The 20,627-nt window shown below is 71.8% G+C and carries 19 protein-coding genes; 2 read left to right on the top strand and 17 right to left on the bottom strand.

The window, feature by feature from the left end; genetic code table 11:
* Nucleotides 1-96: 96 nt before the first annotated feature.
* The 3 genes from EDD92_RS48985 to EDD92_RS48975 form a co-directional block, all read right to left on the bottom strand.
* Nucleotides 97-1,323, bottom strand: coding sequence for a helix-turn-helix domain-containing protein (locus EDD92_RS48985; RefSeq protein ID WP_123970959.1), 1,227 nt, complete (start codon nucleotides 1,321-1,323; stop codon nucleotides 97-99).
* Nucleotides 1,324-2,312: 989 nt separating this feature from the next.
* Entirely contained in the window at nucleotides 2,313-4,397 is a 2,085-nt protein-coding gene (locus tag EDD92_RS48980; RefSeq protein ID WP_123970958.1) for a condensation domain-containing protein, read from the bottom strand.
* Nucleotides 4,398-5,076: 679 nt separating this feature from the next.
* Nucleotides 5,077-5,424: a hypothetical protein gene (locus EDD92_RS48975; RefSeq protein WP_123970957.1), complete on the bottom strand. Its 348-nt coding sequence runs from the start codon at nucleotides 5,422-5,424 to the stop codon at nucleotides 5,077-5,079.
* Between the two features lie 252 nt (nucleotides 5,425-5,676).
* On the opposite strand from EDD92_RS48975, the gene EDD92_RS51980 reads away from it, so the two are divergent.
* On the top strand, nucleotides 5,677-5,799 hold the full coding sequence (locus EDD92_RS51980; protein WP_260327414.1) for a hypothetical protein: 123 nt from the start codon (nucleotides 5,677-5,679) through the stop codon (nucleotides 5,797-5,799).
* A 99-nt stretch (nucleotides 5,800-5,898) separates the two neighbouring features.
* Here EDD92_RS51980 and EDD92_RS48970 read toward each other — a convergent pair whose 3' ends face one another.
* On the bottom strand, nucleotides 5,899-6,720 hold the full coding sequence (locus EDD92_RS48970; protein WP_123970956.1) for an AfsR/SARP family transcriptional regulator: 822 nt from the start codon (nucleotides 6,718-6,720) through the stop codon (nucleotides 5,899-5,901).
* A gap of 378 nt (nucleotides 6,721-7,098) precedes the next feature.
* On the opposite strand from EDD92_RS48970, the gene EDD92_RS48965 reads away from it, so the two are divergent.
* Complete coding sequence (locus EDD92_RS48965; RefSeq protein ID WP_260327413.1) at nucleotides 7,099-7,515, top strand: hypothetical protein; 417 nt, start codon at nucleotides 7,099-7,101, stop codon at nucleotides 7,513-7,515.
* Nucleotides 7,516-7,522: 7 nt separating this feature from the next.
* On the opposite strand, the gene EDD92_RS48960 is transcribed toward EDD92_RS48965, so the two are convergent.
* From EDD92_RS48960 to EDD92_RS48900, 13 genes are all read right to left on the bottom strand, one after another.
* On the bottom strand, nucleotides 7,523-8,365 hold the full coding sequence (locus tag EDD92_RS48960; protein ID WP_185124526.1) for a 4'-phosphopantetheinyl transferase superfamily protein: 843 nt from the start codon (nucleotides 8,363-8,365) through the stop codon (nucleotides 7,523-7,525).
* Between the two features lie 122 nt (nucleotides 8,366-8,487).
* The gene (locus EDD92_RS48955) at nucleotides 8,488-9,222 is read right to left on the bottom strand and encodes an acyl carrier protein (protein WP_123970955.1); all 735 of its coding nucleotides are present in this window, start codon (nucleotides 9,220-9,222) and stop codon (nucleotides 8,488-8,490) included.
* Nucleotides 9,223-9,259: 37 nt separating this feature from the next.
* Nucleotides 9,260-10,135: an AfsR/SARP family transcriptional regulator gene (locus EDD92_RS48950; RefSeq protein ID WP_123970954.1), complete on the bottom strand. Its 876-nt coding sequence runs from the start codon at nucleotides 10,133-10,135 to the stop codon at nucleotides 9,260-9,262.
* Nucleotides 10,136-10,448: 313 nt separating this feature from the next.
* Complete coding sequence (locus EDD92_RS48945; RefSeq protein WP_123970953.1) at nucleotides 10,449-10,649, bottom strand: acyl-CoA carboxylase subunit epsilon; 201 nt, start codon at nucleotides 10,647-10,649, stop codon at nucleotides 10,449-10,451.
* Nucleotides 10,650-10,736: 87 nt separating this feature from the next.
* On the bottom strand, nucleotides 10,737-12,773 hold the full coding sequence (locus tag EDD92_RS48940) for a condensation domain-containing protein (protein WP_260327412.1): 2,037 nt from the start codon (nucleotides 12,771-12,773) through the stop codon (nucleotides 10,737-10,739).
* A 145-nt stretch (nucleotides 12,774-12,918) separates the two neighbouring features.
* The gene (locus EDD92_RS48935) at nucleotides 12,919-13,809 is read right to left on the bottom strand and encodes a 4'-phosphopantetheinyl transferase superfamily protein (RefSeq protein ID WP_123970951.1); all 891 of its coding nucleotides are present in this window, start codon (nucleotides 13,807-13,809) and stop codon (nucleotides 12,919-12,921) included.
* A complete protein-coding gene (locus EDD92_RS48930; RefSeq protein WP_123970950.1) occupies nucleotides 13,806-15,128 on the bottom strand; it encodes a hypothetical protein in 1,323 nt (440 codons plus the stop codon). The genes EDD92_RS48935 and EDD92_RS48930 overlap by 4 nt, the downstream gene beginning before the upstream one ends.
* A gap of 63 nt (nucleotides 15,129-15,191) precedes the next feature.
* Nucleotides 15,192-16,136, bottom strand: a complete 945-nt coding sequence (locus tag EDD92_RS48925) for an SRPBCC family protein (RefSeq protein ID WP_123970949.1) — start codon at nucleotides 16,134-16,136, stop codon at nucleotides 15,192-15,194.
* A gap of 93 nt (nucleotides 16,137-16,229) precedes the next feature.
* Nucleotides 16,230-17,063: an AfsR/SARP family transcriptional regulator gene (locus EDD92_RS48920; protein WP_123970948.1), complete on the bottom strand. Its 834-nt coding sequence runs from the start codon at nucleotides 17,061-17,063 to the stop codon at nucleotides 16,230-16,232.
* A gap of 240 nt (nucleotides 17,064-17,303) precedes the next feature.
* On the bottom strand, nucleotides 17,304-17,939 hold the full coding sequence (locus EDD92_RS48915) for a ScbR family autoregulator-binding transcription factor (protein WP_123970947.1): 636 nt from the start codon (nucleotides 17,937-17,939) through the stop codon (nucleotides 17,304-17,306).
* 384 nt (nucleotides 17,940-18,323) lie between these two features.
* Nucleotides 18,324-18,983 carry a ScbR family autoregulator-binding transcription factor gene (locus EDD92_RS48910; RefSeq protein WP_123970946.1) on the bottom strand — a complete coding sequence of 220 codons (660 nt, stop codon included), beginning with the start codon at nucleotides 18,981-18,983 and terminating at the stop codon, nucleotides 18,324-18,326.
* 109 nt (nucleotides 18,984-19,092) lie between these two features.
* Complete coding sequence (locus EDD92_RS48905; RefSeq protein ID WP_123970945.1) at nucleotides 19,093-19,869, bottom strand: SDR family NAD(P)-dependent oxidoreductase; 777 nt, start codon at nucleotides 19,867-19,869, stop codon at nucleotides 19,093-19,095.
* Nucleotides 19,866-20,618, bottom strand: a complete 753-nt coding sequence (locus tag EDD92_RS48900) for an HAD family hydrolase (protein WP_185124525.1) — start codon at nucleotides 20,616-20,618, stop codon at nucleotides 19,866-19,868. The genes EDD92_RS48905 and EDD92_RS48900 overlap by 4 nt, the downstream gene beginning before the upstream one ends.
* Nucleotides 20,619-20,627 lie beyond the last annotated feature (9 nt).

The raw sequence follows: 20,627 nt of genomic DNA, 5'->3' as shown, positions 1-20,627 counted from the left end.
GTCCGCTGCCGGTGCCGCCCTGTGGATGTACCGGCAGGCGAACGACCTGTGGCCGTACCGGCAGGTGAACGCCGGGCCGTTCCGTGGACCCGGGGGTCACACTGCGGTGCCCCGTTCCGTGGCGGACTGGGCCAGGGACTCGGCGAGGATGCGCCAGATCTGCGCGGCCAGGTCGATGTTGGCATCGGCCTGGGCCTGCTCGGCGAGGGCCCGCAGGCCCTGGATCCCGCTGTCGTCGCCGGAGCGGATGCACAGCTGGTGGCGCAGGATGTCCATCTGTACCCGCTCCCGGTAGGTCATCCGGGGCTCGGCCTGGGCGAGTTCGCCGAGCAGGGCTCGGGCATCGTCATACCGGGCGGCGACGAAGGCCAGGTCGGCCTTGAGCGCGATCAGCTGTTGGCGGAGGCCGGGCGTGCCCACGAACACGAGCGCCGACTCGGCTGCCGTGACACACCGCTCGGCGGCCTCGGGGTCGGGCGGCATCTTCTCCAGGTGCAGCCGGCCGGCCGTGAGCCTGAGCCTGAGCCACAGCACCAGGTCCTCCCTGCTGTCGAACTTCTCCAGCGCCTCCTCCAGGTAGACCTGCGCCGCGGTGTGATCGCCCTGCCGGGCACGGACCGCCGCCGCGGTCCACATCGCCTCCGCCCACAGTGCGTCCGACCGGCCCGCCACCAGCTCGACCAACTCGTCGGCGTGGGCGCGGGCGTCCGGCGTCCGGCCCCCCTCGCCCTCCACCGAGACCAGGGCCAGCAGCACCGCGGCGCGGTCCTCCACGTCCAGGTTGTCCTCACGGGCGAGGTGGTGGGCGGTCATCGCGGCGTCGAGGGCGTCGTTGATGTCACCCAGCGAACGCAGGCAGCGGGCGAGTCGGGTCAGCCCGCGCACCCGCAGCGCGGTCAGTCCGACCCCGTCGCCGAGCTGCACCAGCTCCTCCAGGTACTCCCGTTCGCCCCGGTGGTCGCCCTGGAGCCGCCGTTGCCCGGCCAGTTGCCACAGCGCCTGCCAGCGCAGCACCGGCGCCTCGTGTCCCTCGGCCGCCAGGGCCTCGCGGAGCGTCTCCATGGCCGCGTCGGAGCCGGTGGAGGCGACCAGCGACAGCGCGTTGGCGAGCGAACCGCCCGCGGGCTCCTCGAAGTCCGCCACGTCCAGGCCGAGCCGTTCGGCGAGGTAGGCGACGGCCCGCTCGGTGGGCTGGCGGGCGCCGGACTCCAGCCGGGAGAGGTATCCCGTGGACATGCCGTCACCCGCCAACGCGGTCTGGGACAGCCCACGGGACTGGCGCAGTTTCCTCAGACGACGGCCGAAAGCGGGCTGCTGCAGCATGTGACCATTCCCTGGGGCCGGACGAGTGGGGGCGGCCGCGGCGGGGCAGGCGGCCACCGAAAGCCGCAACGAGCGTAGGCGGCCGGGCAAGAGCCGGGCAATGTTTTGCCAGGCGTCGTGCCTTGGGCCTCGTGTGAATCTCACGAGGCTCTCAGTCATCCCTCAAGCGGTCCTTTACCGGATACGAGCAGCATCTCAAGCGTCAGTTACGGTGCCTGCGCACCAGTCCGCTCCATGTCACGGGAACTGGTCCCGTCCGTTTCCACGGGAGTCGTACATGAAGCAGTCGGTTCCTGCCCGCCATGCTGCCCGCGAGGGCCGTGCGGGACGACCGGGACCGAGGCGCGGTACTCCCTCCGACGACGACATCGACTGGCCGTAGAGGTGGTCATGACACACACCTCGATCCAGCACGGCTCCCTCCCGGTCGCCCCGGTTGCGGACCTCGCACAGTCCCTGGACGGCTCGGACGCCCTCCTCAGAGCCTGCGCGTCACATCCCGGCCGGGCACGCGACGCCTGGCACGCACTCCCCCAGTGCCTCAAGGCGTGGGGGCATCCCCAGTCGCATTGCCGAAACGCCCACGTGGCGAGCGGGGGGACCCCATGACGCAGCGCGCTGATCCGACCGGGGATGTGACACAGCCCCTCAAGGCCCGCTCGCCTCGGCGGTCTCGCCGGCCTGGGCCGTCACGCACGCGTCAGCCCGCCATTGCACAACCGGCAACGGCCGCGCCTCGCAGCGCACCTGAATTCCCGTCCGCCGCGGCATAGGGCCGCCTCCGTCTTCCCGACCAGCACCTCCACGCCCGTCCCGCCAGGTTCCACCCACGGTGGCAAACAGGGCCGGTCCCATTCCCGACCAGTACCTGGAAGGCCGCTTGCGCCCACGCGCCCGGACCATCGTCCGCGCGAACATCCGGGGCAGAAACCCACGCGCAGGCACCCACACCACAGCCCCAGCCCCCAGCCAGACGCAAGGCCGGCGACTCAAGCCAGGGCAGGTGGCGCGCTCGCTCGTTGCAGGGCCCTCGCCAGGCTCCGGGGACCGTCCGGATCGTCGCCGGCGCCGCCGACCACGACCAGGGGCGGGCGCATCCCGGGCGCCGTGACCTGCCGGGCCAGTTCGCAGGCGAGGGCGCCGGCGCCGGAGTACCCGCCGAGCACCAGCCGGCCGGGGGAGCGCGCCAGCCGGCCCAAGGCGACGGCCGGGGCGGCGTCCTCGCCGGCGGTGAGCCGGAGCGCGAGGAGCGCCTCCGGCCCGCGGTAGTGCCGTACCAACTCCCCGTGCCCGGTGCGCGGCGCGCCCGGCACGTCGACCAGACACACGGTTGCCGCCGCAGGCGCCGTCGCGCCTCGCAGCGGCACCAGCGGCGCCGTGTCTCGGGCAGCGGGACCGTCCGGTACCCGGGGAGTGACAGCGTCCGGCAGCCAGGCCAGCACGTCCCCGACGGTGGTTGTCGCGGTCGCCGCACCGGGCAGCAGGCGCAACAACCGCGCGGTGTGCGCCAGCAGAGTGCGGGCGGCGCCGCCGTCGACGAGGTCACGGTCGTACGCGCAGGTGAGCACGAGACCGCGGCGGGCGTCGTGACCGGCGCGCAGCCGCAGGGCGTACCCGGCGGGCGCCCCGGGGGCCTCCTGCTCCTCGAGGCGTATCCCGTGCGCGGCGAGCTCCTTGCCGTAGGCGGCTTCGGGACGCGGGCCGCAGTCGAAGGCGAGCAGGCCGCCGGCCCGCGGGCCGGTGTCGCGGGCGGGGGCCGGTCCCCCGGCCGCGACCCATTCGTACGCGGCCATGTCCATGGCCAAGTCGCGCAGTTCGCGCAGCAGCTCGGGCAGGCTCAGCGCCGCGTCGACGGCGACCGTGACAGGCAGCGCGTTCTCGAACGGGCCGGGGATGCCCTCGATGCCCTCCAGGAGCAGCCCCCGCCCTGGAAAGTCCAGGCCGAAGCCGACGGTTGCGGGCCCGGGCGCGGCATCGGAGGTGCGGTACAGAAGCATCGCCCACACCGCTTGGAGCACACTGCTCTCCGCGACACCCCAGCGCGCCGCCCAGTGGGCCAGGTGTGCGCTCCGGTCCGGGGACAGGGCAGTGCGGAGCACTCCGGTGCCTGAGCTGCCGGCGGGCCCGGCCGGGCCGGGCCGGGGCACGGCGGGCGCGGCCGGCCGGCGGGCGGGCCTGTGCCAGAAGTCGTCGACCGGGCCCAGGTCCTGGGCGTCGAGCCAGCGGGCGCAGTCGCCCAGGTCGGGCCGGCGTTCGCCACCGGGCAGCACCCCGTAGGCGAGGTAGGCGCGGCAGCACTCGCGCATCAGCAGCCTGACGCTCCAACTGTCCAGCAAGGCACGGTGATAGGTGATGAGTACGTCGGTGAAGTGCGCTGTCGCGTCCGCGGGGCCGCTGTCCAGCAGCGCCACCCGCGCCGCTTCGGGGCGTCGCAGGTCGAAGCCACGGGCACGCTCGCGGGCCAGCAGCGCCGCGCGCCCGGTCACCGTGCCGTGAGGGTGGCGGACGACGTCCGTCGAGCCGCGCTCGAAGACGACGGCGCGCGGCTGCGGGTCCCATACGAAGGCGGTGCGCAGCACGCTCTCCCGTTCGCCGACGGCCTGCCAGGCTGCCTCGAAGCGTGCGGTGTCGAGGGGGCCGTACCAGCGCCAGACGACCTGCTCGACCTGGTGGTCGGGCCAGGCCAGGGCATCGGCGAGCCGCTGCTGCTGCCGGGGGGTGACCGGCTGGGTGCGCGGCAGCGTCCCGCAGGGCTGGCCGACGGGTCGCGCGAAGGCGCCGGGCCGGCCGTCGGGGGCGGGCTCAGGGGCGGCGGTGAGCAGGTCGGCGAGCAGGCCCACGGGATACGGCGCCGACGCTCCGTCGCCGTCGGGGAGTTCGACGGTGTGCAGGCCGGGGCCGTGTCGCAGCAGCCGGGGTCCCGGGTGCCGGGCCCCCGGACGGATCTCCGCGATGCGGTGCAGGGCCCGGTGGAAGCAGGCGGTGTCCAGCGGTCCGTGCAGTTCCAGGGTGCCGTGGGCACCCCGCTCGGGGTCGATCACCGCGCACACACCGGCAGGCCGGCTGTCGTTCATCGCCTCCCCCTCCTGGCCCCTCCTGGACAAACCGTACGGAGCGGACGTCTGCCCCCGGCTCAGCGGATCGGCCTGCGCGCTTCGGCCGACGAGGCGCAGTGCACCGCGCGGACGCACCGCCGCGGGCGGGACAACCGGCAAAGCCGGGCGGCGGGGGAGGTGGTCACCGGGTGCGCACGCGGCGCCCCACCGAACCGCACAGCACACACCACCGGCCCAGACCCACCACACCTCGGCGCCCCGGGCATCCGACGACAAGCACACGGTTTCGGCTGCAGCGGCGGTATGTGCCGGCCGATGTGGCGCTCTCCCATGACCGCCCCCTCACACTCGACCTCCCCACGCTAGCTCCGCCAGGTCCCGTCCGTCCGTTTTCTCCAGCGAGCCCCGAACCGTCCCCGACCTGCATTCGTCCAGGCCGAACGCTTCCTGCCGCAGGCGCCGTACACCGTCCATCGACGACGAGGCATCGAGCTCCTCGTGGCCCGGGCCGCACCGCACCACCCGGTCGAAACCGCCCTCACTCAGTCGGAGTTCGGCGTACCTCCCACGGCTGCGCCGCGCTATTACGCCGCAACAGCCCGGTCCGGCCAGCCCCACGCCACCCTCACCGGCTGCCCCCTTTCCGCCTTGAAGCCGCCTTGAGGGCAATGGAGTTGATGCCGGTTCGTCGGCCCAGTCAGCTCGCCGGCGTCCCCGGAACGAGCAGGTCGTGGCAGTGCGCAACCCGGCCCGCTGCGTCGAAGCGGAGCTCTGCGACCAGCGACCAGGCCGCCCGTCCGGCGCGCGCGGTCGCCCGCAGCACGACGACGTCACCGTCGGCGAGGACGCTCTCGGCCGTCAGCCCCAGCCCGTCGGGCAGCGCTCGCCCGGCCGTGCCGGCGGGGCCTGCCCAGTGGCGGGTGAGCTGGTTGACCTCGCCACGGTTGCCTGCCGCGACCAGTGCGAGGACGAGTTCCTTGTTGCGCTCCCGCAAGCAGCAAGCGGTGAGGAGTTCGTGCAGCGCCCCGCTGAGGGGCTCGGTCAACGTGGGCACCATGACGAGAGGCCTTTCCTCATGGTTCGTCATCCCGTACAGCTGTCCCGGAGAACATGACCGTCCGCCCTGGAGAGGTGATGGAGAACGAGTGGAATCCGGTGACATTCAAGAAAATACCCATGCACTTTCTCACGCCCGTGAGGCCGTCCCGGCAAGCCGTCACTCAATTCCGGCAATGTTTCCGGAAATTGATCTCGGCTGGATTCGTTTGCCCCACCCCGGACGGCATTTCGTTGTCCGGTGTACGTCGACGCGTGTGAAACCGACACCCTGGTGGGCGTTCCGGCACGGCTCGACCACGCTGACGACTGGTCCCTCGCGTTCGCGGGGCACCTCGCCCGCCAGAACCTGGCGACGGAGTGATCCGCGAACGCGTGGCGCGGTGGCTTCCGCTCTGTTTGCGTCCCCGGCCCTGTTGAACTCCCGTACAGACCGCCGTCCGTGGGCCGGGGGTGCCGTCCCTCATGCCGCGAACAGGTCGAACGTCGAGGTGTGGCGCGGCCCCGCCAGCACGTCCAGCTGCGGATCCACGGCCAGCATCGCCTGGTGCATGCGCTGCAATTGCGGGGAGGGTTCCACCCCCAGCTCGTCGATGAGCCGCATGCGCAGTCTGCGGTAGACCTCCAGCGCCGTGGCCTGCCGGCCGGACCGGTACATCGCCACCATGACCTGAGAGTGCAGCCCTTCGTGGTGCGGATGGCGAGCGGTCAGCTCGGTCAGCTCGGCGATCAGCTCCGAGTGGCGACCGAGCCGCAGGTCGGCGTCGATGCGCCGCTCCACGGTGACCAGTCGGCTCTCCTGTAACCGCATCACCTCGATGTCGAGGACCGGCCCGAGTTTCACATCGACCAGCGGCCCGCCGGTCCACAGGTCGAGTGCCGCGCGGAAACGCGCCGCGGACACATCGTTGTCACCCGCCTCGAACGCGGTCTGGCCCTGCCGGACCAGTTGCTCGTACTGGTTGACGTCGACGCAGCTCTGGTCGATCTGGAGCAGATATCCGCCGTGCCGCGTGACGAGAATGTCCTTCGCTCCGGTCGGCGCACCCGGGCCCATCGCCGTGCCGAGCCTTCTGCGCAATTGGAGGATGTACGTCTGAAGGGTCGTCAGCGCGCTCGCCGGGAGCTCGCTTCCCCAGAGTTCCTCCATGAGTGTGGGAACGGGCATGACCCGCCCGGGATACAGTGCCAGCAGTGACAGAATCTGTCGCGGCTTGCCGGCCGTTGGAACGATTGATCCCCCGTTGACCTCGGCACTCAACGGACCCAGAACCTTAATCTTCATGGTGTCCTCCCCACTTCGTCGAGTTCCTTGTCCAGTTCCTTGGTGGCCGGAAATCTCCGCCCCCGTACGCACGCTAGCCGCGTCCGTGCCCCCCAAGCGAATTCCTGTAGCGGTCCTCTAGCAGTGCTCCAAGTGGGGTGTTGCGCGAAGCCCGCGCGTCTCCCAAGAACACATGTATCAATACTGGAAATGAACTCTCGATTCCGGTCCGGCTTTCGAAACGACGGACAACCTTGCGACGCGTACGCTCTTTTCCCGCACTGTTCCCGCACTGTTCCCGCACCGGTGATGCCCTGGTGGCTCGCCACCTCGCAGGACGAAGGTCAAGCTAGTGCCGCATCAGGCAACGTTCGCCCTGTCGATGGCTACTCTGACGACGTGGCCGATGAGAAGGACAGTGGGAGCGGCTCGATCCGACGCCCCTCGTGGGACCACCCGGTAGTGTCCACCGTCGCGTTGGAACTGGGCGGTCTTGCTGTCTCCGGGTTGGTCGCTCTGGTGGGGTGGCCGTTCGGGTGGCTGCCCGACACTGGTTTCGTCCTCCTCGTGACGGGCCTGATCGCGATCGGGCCTGCGGCTGAGTTGTACAGCGGGGCGGGCCCGCCGCGTCGGCTTGCTGTTGTTGCCGCTCTCCTTGCGCTGGCCACGGTGAGACTGCTCGTGGCTGCAGCAGTGAACTGGGCCTTTCCTGCGCTGGCTGATCCGGGCGTCGGTGTCCTCGTCGGCTACCTTGTTGCGTTACCCATCGGCGTGGCTGTGTTGGCTTGGTTCCTCACCAGGGCGACCGTTGCCTGATGCGGCCCTAGTCATGCGGCGGGCCCACGGGCTCGGGCAGGGCGATGGTGTGCGGTGCGGCCCGGTCCCAGGGGAATCCGTGGTGCAACTCGAGGTGCGGGGCGGAGTGTTCGTCCGCGGGTAGGGCCACCGCGGCCAGCACGTCGGGCACCGGCTCCAGTTCCAAGAACCGCCAGCTCCCGGCCAGGTCGTCGGCGGGCGGTCGGAAGGCGAGCACCCCCCGGTCGTCGGCCAGGGAGAAGGAGAACTCGTCGAAGGGCAGCCCGAGTCCCAGTCCACGGGCCTTGGAGTACGCCTCCTTCAGGGTCCACAGCCTGAGTACCCGGCGGTCCCGCTGCTGTCCCGTGGGGGCACCGGCCACCCACCGCTGCTCCTCGGGGGTGAAGGCGGTCAGGATGCTCTCCAGGGCCCCAGCCTCGCGCCCGAGGCCCTCGACGTCGACTCCGATGCGCTGCCTGCGGACAATGCCGAGCAGGCTGTAGCCGCCTGCGTGGGAGAGGTTGAAGTCCAGGTGGTCGCCGTCCCTCGGCAGGCCTCCGGGCCGGGGCTGCAGGAACGGCCGCCCGCGCGAGGAACGCCAGATGACCAGCTCGGCCTCGGCGAGGCCGGCCTCCAGCGCCAGGGCCCGGCGGACCAGGGTGTGGGCGACGAGGTACTGCCGGCGGTCGCGTTCGAAGAGGAACCCGGCCGCGGTCTTGTGTTCACGCTCGTCGAGCCAGTGCGTTGCCAGCACCCCGGCGACGGCGGGCGGGAGGGCGTCGTTGGGGCACAGCCAAAGCTTCACCGGGGCCCCCGTCTCGGGGTGCGGTGCGGGCCCGGCGCTGAGGGACTCGGGTGCGGTGATGGTCATGATGTCGTCTCGTCCGTCTCGGTTCGCCGTCCCACTGCGGACGGCGCGACGTCGCGGCCCGGGGGCCGCCGGGGCCGAAGCAGGCGGGGAGCTGCCGGTGTTCGACGGGGTGGTGCCACCGTTCAGGCGGATCGGTCCGCCAGGAGAGCGGCGGCCTCGTCGACGCCGATCCGGTCGTCGCGCACCGCGTCGAGAAGCGCGACCATCTCGTCCTGGGACAGCGGGGGCCGCTTCACGGCCGCGGTGGCCGGCGGCTCCTGCCGCGCGCCTTCGCCGGCCGGTGCGCCGCTGTCGGCCTCCGGCGCCGCGGGGCTCACCGTTCCCCCGGTGCGAGAGGCGATGTAGGAGGCCATCGCGGCGAGGCTGGGATGCTCGTGGACGGTGACGGGGCGTTCGCTCAGGCCGTAGGCCCGGTTGACGCCGGCGACGAAACCGGCCGCCAGGATGGAGTCGATGCCCAGCTCGGCGAAGGCGGCACCGCCCTCGATCTCCCAGGGGTCGCAGTGCAGGATCCGCGCCAGCTGCCGGCGCAGCTCCTGCAGCACCGCGGCCGAGGCACCGGGGTCCTGAACGGCTGGGGCCACCTCGGCACCACGGCGGACGGCTGCCAGGTGGCCCGCGAGAAGGGACGGTGTGGGGTGCTCGTAGAGGGCCGCGCCGGCGATCCGGACGCCGAAGCGCTGGGCGACGGCCGCGACGAACTCGACGGTGAGCAGGGAGTCCAGGCCGAGGACGGGGAAGGGCTGTTCGGGGTCGATCCGGTCGGGGTCGGCGTGTACGACACCGGCCAGCACGGCCGTGAGCTCGGCAAGGATGTCTCCGTGGCCATCGGAAGGTGCCGTCGGCTCACTGGTCATGGTGGATGCCTCCAAGGATCGGCCCCCGTGCCGGAGGTCAGTGGGTCGGTGCGAGGGGTCCGGCGGGCGGGACGTGCGCGGCTCGGGCAGCGCGGGCCGGTGCCGCCGGGCCCGGTGTGGTCTCGGGCGTGGCCATCAGGATCGAGTGCTGGAGCCGGGACAGCCGCGGCGACGGTTCCAGGCCCAGTTCGCGCCCGAGGATGGTGCGCAGTTGCAGGTAGACGTCGAGCGCCTCACCTCGCCGCCCTGAGCGGTGCAGCGCGATCATGAACTGGGCGTGCAGGTTCTCATGAGTGCGGTAACGGCTCGTCAGTACCGTCAGCTCGGCGAGCACTTCGCGGTGCCGCCCGAGCCGCAGGTCCGCCTCGATGCGCTGGTCGAGTGCGCACAGCCGGCTCTCGTCGAGGCGCTTGGCCTCCATGGCGAGCTGGATTCCGGTCTGCACGTCCGCGAAGGCGGATCCCGACCACAGGTCCAGGGCGGCCGTGAGGGTGCGTGAGGCACCCGCGAAGTCACCGGCGTCCATGGCCCGGTAGCCCAGTCCCGCCAGGCGCTCGAACTCTCGGATGTCACTGGCGCCGCCATCGGAGGAGAGCAGGTATCCGCCCGGCAGGGTGAGCAGCACGTCCTTGGCGCTGCGGCGTTCCGGCTCGGCGCCGGACTGCTGTCCGGTGCCGCGGGCCAGGGCCGCCGCGATGAGTTCGCGCAGTTGCAGCACATAGGTCTGCAAGGTGGTGCGCGCGCTGCGCGGCGGGCGGTCCGACCACAGTTCCTCGATGAGTGAGGCAACCGGCACCACCCGGTCCGCGTGCAGTGCCAGCAGCGCCAGGACCTGGCGGGGCTTCGGCGCCGTCGGGGCGACGGACACCCCGTTCTCCCTCACGTCCAATGCGCCCAGTACGTCGATGTCCACGCCGTCTCCCCTAGTCACGTGCGCTGCTGGCACCCCCCGATTTAAAAACAGCACGAACGGTATGTCAATACCAGACCGTACGTCCTGTTTCTATCGGTCTTCGAGTGACGGTGCAGCAAGCCTCGAAGGTAGCCGCTCACGTGCCAACTCCCACGTCTGATCGGCCATTTTGACGCGCCCTCTGCAACAACAACGGACCGTTGCGTGTTCACAAAAAGGGAGGAGTCACCCCGAGTCGCTCAGGAGGAACAGACCACTTTCCCTCGCCAAGCTTCCCGGTAACAGACCGAAAGGTTTCTTCAGGGAGCGTTTCTCACCGCCACCCGCGCGATCCCTGGTAGCCCCACGGCCGCAGCCACCAGCGCGGGCGGCTGACCGGCCGCGGCGGTGCGCCCTCGTCCGCCGGCCGGCCGCGCAGGGCCAGCAGTACGACGGTCAGTGCGGCCAGTTCCTCTTCGGTCGCCATGCCTCGCTCGACGCGCAGAGCCGGTTCCGCACGGTCCGTGTCGTCCATGCCGCCTCCTCTTTTCGGCCACCGTCGGCCATGCCACTCAAGAGGCGCTCTCGGCCCGGTGGAAAGCACGGGCAGCGGCGCCACCGGTCAGGTGCTGCGCGCCCGCACCGCCTGCAGGGCCCGCGACAACGCCTCGGCGCTCTCGGCAGCACCGCCGACCCCGGTCATGACCACGGCCCAGGCCTCACCCGTCCGCTCCGCAGCACTGCGGGCGATCTCGTGGGCGACCCGGGCGGCCGGACCGGCACCGCACAGGGTCAACCGCCGCCCGCCGCCGAGCAGTTCCCGGAGGGGCCCGGACGGCACCTGCCGGCCCGTCACGCTGAGCGACACGATGCGTTCCGGCCCCTCGTGCTCGCGCACGAGCGTGTCGTACGCACCGGGCGTGACGCCGGGGACCGTGACCAGGCACACGACGTCCGCCCCGGGGGCCCCGGCCCGCAGTACCGCCAGCGCGAGCCGGGTGCCGCCCGGTTCGGGCGGCGCCAGGCGGGGCACCTCGGAGGTGCTCAGCAACCGCAGGGCGTCGCCGACGGTGAACCCCTCGTCCGGGTGCTCGGGCAGTCTGCGCAGCAGTTGCAGGCACTGCGAGAGGGTGCTGGAGGCGTCGGTGTCGGTGAACCTGGCCCGGTCGTACAGGGCGGTCAGCACGAGGGCGCCGTCGGCGTCGTAGTGCGCGACGAGCGTGACCGGCAGCGTGGTGTCACCACCGGCGCTCTGCGGCACGCCCACACGAATGCCCCGCGCCGCCAGTTCGGCCCGCAGGTTCTGCGGCAGTTCGGGGTGGCTGTCGAAGCGGACGGTGGTCTCGGTGAGGTCCGGCCCGCAGGCGCGCCCGCTCCACTCCCGGATCCGGTCGTTCGAGACCCAGGCGTAGGGGCAGAGGTCGAGCGCCGCGTTCCGCGCCTGCAGCAGCAGGTCCACCAGCGCAGCGGAGGGGTCCACGGTGACCGTCATCGGCAGCGGGTTGCCCAGCAGCCCGGGGATGTCGGCCGCGGCCCGCAGGGACATGTCCCGCCCGGACAGGTGCACGCCGAAGGCCACCGGCAGCGGCCCGTCGGCTCCGGCCGCCCGGTACAGCAGCAGGGCCCACACCGCGTGCAGGGCGCTGCTCTCCCCCGCGCCCCGGCCCGCGGCCCAGGAGCGCAGCCGGGAGGTCTCGGGCGGCCTGAGCCGGCGCTGGATCCGGCCCGGCCCCTCGGTGTGCCGCAGTGGCCCGCCGGGGCGGCCCGGGCTGACGGCGGCGTCGGCAGGCGGTGCGGCCGATGCCCAGAACTCCCGGGCCCCGGCCGGGTCCTGGCGGGTCAGCCACTGGGTGTGATCGCGGATGTCGGGCCGCCGGTCCCCACCGGGCAGCACGCCGCCGGCGAGGTAGGCACGGTAGAACTGCCGCACCAGCAGTCGTGCCCCGCGTTCGTCGAGCAGAGCCCGGTGATAGGTCACCAGCAGGCGGGTGGGCGAGTGCCCGGCACCGGTCGTGTCCGGCGGCCCGTCGAGCAGGGACAGCCGCAGCAGACCCGGCCGGTACAGCTCGAAGCCGCGGGCCCGGTCCTGCCGGAGCAGTTCGCTCCAGGCGACGTCGGCGTGCGCATGGCGTACGACCTCCACGACCGCGCGGTCGTGGAGCACCAGGCGGGCGGCGCCGGCCCAGTCGAAGGACGCCCGCAGCACCGCCTCCCGTTCGGCGACGGACTGCCAGGCGGTGATGAACCGGCTGAGGTCCAACGGCCCCGCCCAGTCCCAGAAGATCTGCTCCACGTACCGGCCAGGGCCGCACCGACTGTCCACCGCCGCCGCGAGCAGCGCCCGCTGATGCCCGGTCACGGCGATCGTGCCCGCTGCGGGCGGCGCCAGCAGGTCGGCCAGCAGGTCGTCGGTGAGCGCCCCACCGGGGTCGGCCGGGCCGCGGGGGGTGAGCCGCAGGAGATGGCGGCCCAAGCCCCCGGCGTCCGGTATGTCGTCCGCCATGTCGTCCAGGTCGACGTCGTACATCCGATGACGCTCGGCGACGCGCGCGGCAACCGCCCCGGCATCCGTGCGGGCGAGTGCACACAGCTCGAAGACGAGCGGCGACCAGGCCTGGGTGCCGAGCGGTTCATGCACCACGGCGAGGACGGCGCCCATGTGCGAGTGATGACTCCTCATCCGCTGCCCGGGGTGCCGGACAGCTCTGCCGCAGCGGCCGTCCGAGGCACCCCAACCTCCTTTTCGAATCGTTTCTGCACGACGCGCCCGGCCACCACCCGGCGGCCCCGCCCGACGCATCCGCTCACCGCTGGCCGGGGCCACGCCGCTGCGGAAGACCGATGGCCCGGGGGCCCTGCGGCGGCAGCGCCTTGGGCGGCCGCACCGGTTCGTCCGCGGATGACGGGGCCCGCGTCCCACCCGGCGCCGGCTGCGCGGCGTCCTGCCGATGCGCCTCGCTCACCAGGAAGCGCCCATCGACGAGATGGGTGGCAAAGGCCCACTCCCCGGCCGTGTCCCCGTCGAGCCGGGCGGTTCCCGTCGCGTCCCACCCGAAGCCGACCGCCGAGAACCGGCGCCGCATGCCGTGCCCGAGCGCCTTGGTGTACGCCTCCTTCAGCGTCCACAGTCGCAGGAACCTGTCGGTGCGCTCCTCCTCGGGCAGGGCAGCGAGCAGTTCGGCCTCCTCGGCGGTGCACACGTGGTCGCGCAGCGCCTCGTAGGAGATCCGGCGCCCGGCAGGCTCGGCGTCCACGCCGACCGGTCCGGCGCGGCTGACACCGACCACGATCAGCTCGTCGGTATGGGTGAGGCTCACCTGCAGGTCGGCGCCGAGCCCGCGCAGCACGGGCCGCCCGCCCGGCAGATAGGCGAGGTCGAGCCGGCCGGCGGGGACCTGGAGAGCTGCGGCGGCCGTGTGCTTGAGCACCACGCGGGAGACGGCGAGGCTCAACCGGCCCGCCGGGGCCGGATGCTGCCGGTAGCGCGGCCAGTCGCGGCCGAGCAGCGTGCGCAGCCCGGGATCGAGCAGGGCCGGTGTCAGCCACTGGCCCCAGGTGGTGTGCACGAGAGCCCGGCCCGTCCGCTCGATCCGCTCCTGGACCTCCTCCCACGGCCCCTCCGGCCCGGGAACATGGCAGGGCGGCGGGAAGGGGACCGGCGGTGTGCGGCCGTGCGCCGCGCCGGCTCCGCTCACCACGGCAGCCTCGTCGCATACAGGTCGCAGTCCACGCCGTTCGCCGCGCGCCGGGCCAGCTCGTCCCACACGCCCGGCTGCGGATCGGGCGTGCGGTCGGGCAGTGGCAGCCCGAGCCGTCCGGCGATCCGTCCCAGCGCCAGCAGCACCCAGCCGGCTGTGCCGAGGAAGGGCAGCTGCGTCCCGGCCGCCGCTTCCCGCACGCCCAGCGCGGCGGCGGCCAGCACCAGCAGGGCCTGTCGGTCCGCCAGGGCGCGCGCCGCCGGGTCGGCGGGGTCGTGCGCGGCGGTGGCCGCGCAGGCGACACGCAGCGCGCGCTGCTCGGTGACCAGCCTGCGGCCGACGCGGGCGAGCGCCGCGGTGCCGGGTTCATCGGCACCGGCGAGCCGGTCGGTGGCACCGGCCAGTGTCGCCGCGACGGTCTGCGCGCTGATGGTGCCGGGTGCCGCGGCGGCGGCCCCGGTGATCCGGAACAGCGCTGCGAGCTGCGTGCCGTCGTCCGGCCGCGAGCCGCCCGTCGCGCTCAGTTCCTCCACGAGGCGGACCTGAGCGGCAGCGGCGGACCTCCAGTCGGACCGGGCGAACGGCCGGTCCCTGAGGATCTTGGCCAGTGTGCGCCGTTCGAGGGTGTCGCCGTCGAAACCGCACTCGTTCAGCACCAGTTCGAGATCGCCGAGCAGCTCACCGACCAGCTGGGGCACGAGGTACCCCACGACCGCGGCGAGCGGTTCGCCGGACGGCCGGGGCGGGCCCGCGCCGGGCACGGCCGCGCCCGGATCCCGGTCGGGGCAGGACCGCAGGGCCACGGTCGTCAGGCTCTCGCAGGCCAGCAGGTCCGCGAAGACCGAGGCCAGCACCGGCCGCCACTGCCTGGCACCGGGTTCGTGGCTGCTCAGGCCGTCCACGATGCGGGTCACGCTGCGCAGGACGCCGCCGGCCGCCGCGAGGAGCGCCGCCGGCCCGAGCAGCGCGGCTGCCGGGTGCGGCAGCGGTGCGCTCAGCAGCGGACGGATGCTCCAGGCATGGGCGAGGGCGAGATCCCGGCAAAAAAGCGGGCGCAGGGCGCGCGCGAGCTGACCGGCAGCCGGCCGCATCTGGTCGGCATCGGGCAGACCGGCGGGAGGGGCGGGCAGATCGTCGTACCGCGCGGCCCACAGGGCGGACCGGCCGTAGGGGTTGTGGCGGTCCAGGGGGTCGCCGAGCAGCGCTTGGAGGCGCGCCGCATACTGCGCCGCGCCGGCCGGTTCGTCCGCGGGGGCGGGGAGGGCCGGGGTCGTCGGGGGCCGCCCGGCATGCGGGGCTGGCCGGGTCAGGGCCATCGCCGATCTCCTCGTCGTCGTGGTACGTGGTACTGGTCGCCGTACTGTCGTTTCCCGGCCGGCTCATCGCAGTCGGCGTACGGCGCTCTCGGCGTGCCACCGCGCCAGGTTCAGGGCCTCCGTGCTCGACCGTCCAAGCCAGTCGCGCACGTACCTGCGGGCATCCACGAGAAGTGCGCCCCCGCCCAGGACGGCCTCCACCGCGCTCTCCCGGAGCATCACGTGGTGGGAGGAGACGACCCGCACTCCGGTCACGTCGGGCTCCAGGTACCACTCCCCGTAGTGCGCGGCGACGGGATCGGGCGTCACGGTCTCCTTGTGGACGATCCGCCCCGCGGCCGGGAAACACAGCCGTATGGCCTCGGACACCAGCGTCTGCCCCGTCTCCGGGTCACAGGTGTGCAGGACCGTCGCCTGCACACCCGGTTGGTCCTCGATGACCTCGGCCCGTTCGACGTGGGGAACCACTTCGGCCCAGTCCTCGATGCGGTAGAGGAAGTCGTAGACGAGTTCGGGGGAGCCGGAGACGTACACGCTGTCCTCGAAGGACAGCAGCAGTTCGTCCAGCCGGTCCCAGCGCTCGGCCGCCTCACGCAGTGCCGTCAGCTCGGTCTTCACGTCCGTCTCGAGTGCCTCGGACATCTCCCAGGGCCCGGCCGTGCGCTCATGCCGCAGGGTCAGCAGGCACCGGTCGGCGCCGTCGGGCGCCACACTCCAGATGCCGGAGGTCGGCGCACCGGGCAGCAGGGCATCCTGCAGTTCGAACTCGATACGGCGCTGGTGTGGCCGCAGCACGCGGCGGGCGAGCGCGGAACACACCTGGCCGTGCCGCAGGTGCCACAGCCGCAGGTTCTCCTCGGCGCCGTCGAAGTCGATGCGTTCGACATGGACGAAAGGGGCCAGCAGGGCCGGCCAGCGCGGAGCGTCGGCGAGGAGGCCGTAGACGACGCCGGCAGGCGCCGCGACCGGGACCGTGTGCTGGGCGGAGTGCACTCGCTGCGTCGACATGCGCGACCCCCTCCTCCAGGTGTGATCAACGCTGCACGGCCGGGCCTGGGCGGTGCTCGAGTCCTGGTGGAGGAGGCGCAAGGTGACGTGGCGTCAGCCCACCGGGGCCACGGCCGCGCCCGTCGCGGGGCGGGCCGGGAGAGTCTCGGGGCCGGACATCAGGATGGAACGCTGCAGCTTGGCGAGCGCGGAGGACGGTTCGAGGCCCATGGCGCGCACCAGGGTGGCGCGCAGCCGCTGGTAGGCGTCGAGCGCCTCGCCTCGGCGGCCGGAGCGGTACAGCGCGAGCATGTACTGACCGCACAGACTCTCGTGGGTGGGGTACCGGTTGACCAGCACGGTCAGTTCGGCGAGCAGCTCACGGTGCCGGCCGAGCCGCAGGTCCGCCTCGACGCGCTGGTCCAGGGCGCACAGCCGGCTCTCCTCCAGCCGCTTGACCTCGGTCTGCAGCTGGGGGCCCGTCTGGACGTCGGCCAGTGCGGGGCCGGTCCACAGCCCGAGCGCCTGGCGCAGCAGACGGGCGGCCTGGGGGTAGTCCTCGGCGTCCATGGCCCGGTATCCGGAGCCTGCGAGACGTTCGAACTCCCGTACGTTGCTGGTGCCGTCGCCGGCCTTGAGGAGATAGCCGCCGGGGACGGTGAGCAGTACGTCCTTGGCCTGGCGGTGCTGCCCGGTTTCGTCCCCGGTGCCGTTCTCCAGGGCGGTGCTGATGAGTTCGCGCAGTTGCAGGATGTAGGTCTGCAGGGTGGCGCGGGCGCTGCGCGGGGGCCTGCTCCCCCACAGTTCCTCGGCCAGGACGGCCACCGGGACGACCTGACCGGCCCGCAGCGCCAGCAGGGCGATCACCTGGCGCGGCTTGGGTGCCGTCGGCGTGATGGACACCCCGTTGAGCCGTACGGCGAGTGTGCCGAGCACATCGATCTCCACGGTGTCTCCCCCATTCATTGGTGCCGTCTACAGCGTTCCCCTAGCACTCCCAAGTAAAAAACAGCACGTGCGGTATGTCAATCCCATACGAGTCGCTCCACTTGGGCTCCAGGCAGACCCCAGACCGCGCCGAGAGGGGACGAACGACTGCCGCGCGGCATGGACTTTCGGAAGGCCGAAGGCCGCGGCGGCAGGTCAGCCCCTCAGCGCGCCGAGTGTGCGCGAACCGCAGGCGCGGCTCTACTCAGACCATCCGCCGAGGTCGCGCACGTGGAGGGTCGGCACCACTCCGTGATCGGGGGATGCCGCGAGCCGCGGCAGGATGAAGGTCCAGAACTGCGCCACGCGCTCCGCCGCGAGCCAGGCGCGGTCCGCCGCACCGGCAGCCTGGAAGCCGAGAGTGGCGGCCACGATGGCAACCATCGCGGCTTCTGACGAGACGTCGTGCGCCAGTTCGCCCGCCCGCTCGGCCTGGGTGATCAGGTCGTACACAAGGGCGCGCCACCAGTGCAGCATCTCCGCCCCGCCCTTGCGGGAGGGGTCGCCGCTCAGCCTGAAGCCGGCCCGGACCACGGGATCGGCAGCAAGGACGAGCAGCAGGCGGCAGGTGGTGTCCACGAGCGCCTGCAGGAATGTGGCCGCCTCGAAGCGGCAGTTGTCGGCCAGCTCGCGCACCGACTCCGCCGCCTCGGCCTCCACCTCGGCAGCCAGGGAGTCCTTGCTCGCGAAGTGGAAGTGCAAAGCCCCGGAACTGACGCCGGCCCGCTTGCTGATGGCAGGCAGAGTGGCCGATGCATAGCCCACGTCGGCGAACATCTCGGCCGCCGCGACGATGAGGGTCTGGCGCGTACGAGCCGCCCGCACCTGCTTGACCATCGCACCCTCCTCCTGTTCCCCTTAGGCAGGACCCATATCAAACCGCATAGTTGGTTGGTTTGCCAGTGCCGGAATCGAGAGTTAACTCGCGCGGGTTGCCGCCAGGACGAGCGTAAGTCTCCTGTCCACCTTCCCTCGATGCCGCAAGTGGACTTACGACAGACCTGCCAGAGGGTCCACACTCAAACAGCACATATGAAATATGGTCTGCTGCATGCCCCGCCTCCTGGGTCACACCCGCCGCCCGCAGGATGAGAGCGCCACCGCACCGCGCCTCAGGATCGGCTTGTGACGATGACAGGGGCAGCGTACAAAACCAGGCGCCTGGTTTTGTACGCTGCCCCTGTTGGGCTCCGGCAAGGCCGCGCGGACAACGCCCGCTTGTCAGGACTCCGCTGCCACGAGCGCTTCGGCGCGCCTCGCTTCCTCGACGACCCGGGCGCCTCGGTCGGGCGCCGTGTCGAGTCTGATCAACGCCGCGGGTGTGGCGATGGCCGGCAGCATGTGGTTGAACAGGATGGTGACCCGCTCGCTCAGGTCCGACCAGTCGGTGACGGCCTCGGAGAACATCTGAATGCCGATCCATGCTCCGAGGAAGCATTCGGCCGTTTCGGCCGGGACGACGTGCGGCAGGACCTCGCCACGCGCCTTGGCCTCCGCCAGAAGCTTGGTGGACAGCTCGATCCAGGCGGGCCAGGCACTGCCGAACATGCGGCGGCCCTGGAGGTCCGCGGACAGCCGGATACCCGCCAGGAAAATCACGTCCCTGGGTATCTGGTAGGCCAGCACCATGCCCACGTCCACCCACTCCTGAAGCTTCAGCTCGCGCGGCATCCAGTGGCTGTCCGAGATCTGAGCCTCGATCACACCGCGCGCCAGGGCCTCTTTGGAGTTGAAGTGGAAGTAGAGGGCGCCTTTGGTCACGCTGGCCCGGTCCAGGATCTCGGCGATGGTGGCCGCGGCGTAGCCGCGCTCGGCGAAGACCTGAGCCGCGGCCTCAATAACCGCACGTCGGGTCCGTACCGCACGCTGTTGTCGCGCCATGGGCCCCCCAACAGATGAGAAATTAAAACCGAACGTTACGTACCTTACCCTGTTCCGACCCCGATAGAACGGAAAGAAACATGGCGTACGGTCCGATGTGGGCCGGCGTTCACCATGCGGTCCGGCCACCGTCCACGGGCAGCGTCGCGCCGGTGACGAAGCTCGCCTTGTCACTGCCCAGCCAGGCGGCTGTCTCAGCCACCTCCACGGGATCGGCGGCCCGGCCCTGGGGCGCGGACCGGTAGGCACGTTGCTCGGCTTCCGGGCTGTGCCTGAACCACTCGTCGATCATTTCGGAGCGCGTGAGTCCCGGAGCGATCGCGTTGACCCGTATGCCGTGCGGGGCGTACTCCACCGCTGCTGCCTTCGTCAGTCCGATCACGGCGTGCTTGGCGGCGATGTAGGGCGCGGCCGTCGAGGAGGCGACCAGCCCGCCGACACTACTGGTGTTGACGATCGCCCCGCCACCGCCCGCCAGCATCGCCGTGATCTCGTGGCGCATACAGTTCCACACGCCGCGCACGTTCGTGTCCATGACCAACTCGTAGTCCTCGTCCTCGAGACGGTGCAGGGGCTCCTTCGCGACTCCCACGCCGGCGTTGTTGAAGGCGATGTCCAGGCGGCCGTAGTGCTCGACAGCGTGTTCGACCGCGCGCCGGACCTCCCTGCCGCTGCGCACGTCCGCGACCCAGTGGCTCGCCTGTGCCCCGGCCTGGCGCAGCTGGGCGACAAGGTCCAGCAACCGGTCCTCGCGGCGGGCGGAAAGAACGACCGCGGCCCCTTGGCCGGCGAACACGCGCGCCGCGGCGGCGCCGATACCGCTACTGGCCCCGGTGATGAACGCGACCTTGCCGGCCAGCGGAGCCGTATCGCTGGTGGCGGTCATGAAAGCTCCTCGCCGTGCAGGCGCGCACCGGCAGTCGCGGCGCTTTCGGCCCGCTGCCAGACGCCGCCCTCGCCGGCCTCGTGGTCCACGGCACGCAGCAGTTGCTCATCGATGCCGGACAGGCTCGAGACGATGTGCCGGACACCCGCCTCCTGCATGAGGCGCCGCTGGAATCCGTGCGCGAAGGAACTGGGGTGCCCGATGAAGGGAACATCCAGTTCCCGGGCGCTCTCGGCCACTGCTGCCACATCGTCGATGAAGAGCACCTGGGCGGGGTCCAGGCCGAAGACGTCCTGGGTGATCTCCCGGACGCCCGGGCGGAAGTCGTTGGTGCAGATGTATCGGGGCTCGGTGAAGAAGGAGGCCCACGCTCCGAGGTGACGGTCGAAGTGGCTCTTGCCCAGACCGCCGTAGCACACGATCTCGAGTCCGAGTGCCCGCAGCCGTTCCAGGAGCGCGACCGCCCCGTCGAGCATCCTCAGCGGGTGTGTGCGCAGGTACCGCTCGCGTTCCGCGAAGTAGGCCGTGAGTATCTCCTGGGGGGTCGCGGTGCTGCCGGCCGCTTCCACGAAGGCCTGGGCCGCGGTCAGTCGGGGCTGGGAGAGGAAGGCGCGCTCGAGCTCGGCCGTGTAGGTGAGGCCGTGCTGGACGACCAGTCGGTGGATGACCGGGCTGAAGGTGTCGTTCAGCAGGACGCCGTCGATGTCGACGGCCGCGAGCCGGAGGGTGCGCAGCGGGGGGTGAGACACAGGAGTTCT

The sequence above is a fragment of the Streptomyces sp. TLI_185 genome, assembly GCF_003814765.1.
Taxonomy (GTDB): Bacteria; Actinomycetota; Actinomycetes; order Streptomycetales; family Streptomycetaceae; genus Streptomyces.
This window is presented reverse-complemented; position numbering and strand designations above follow the sequence as displayed.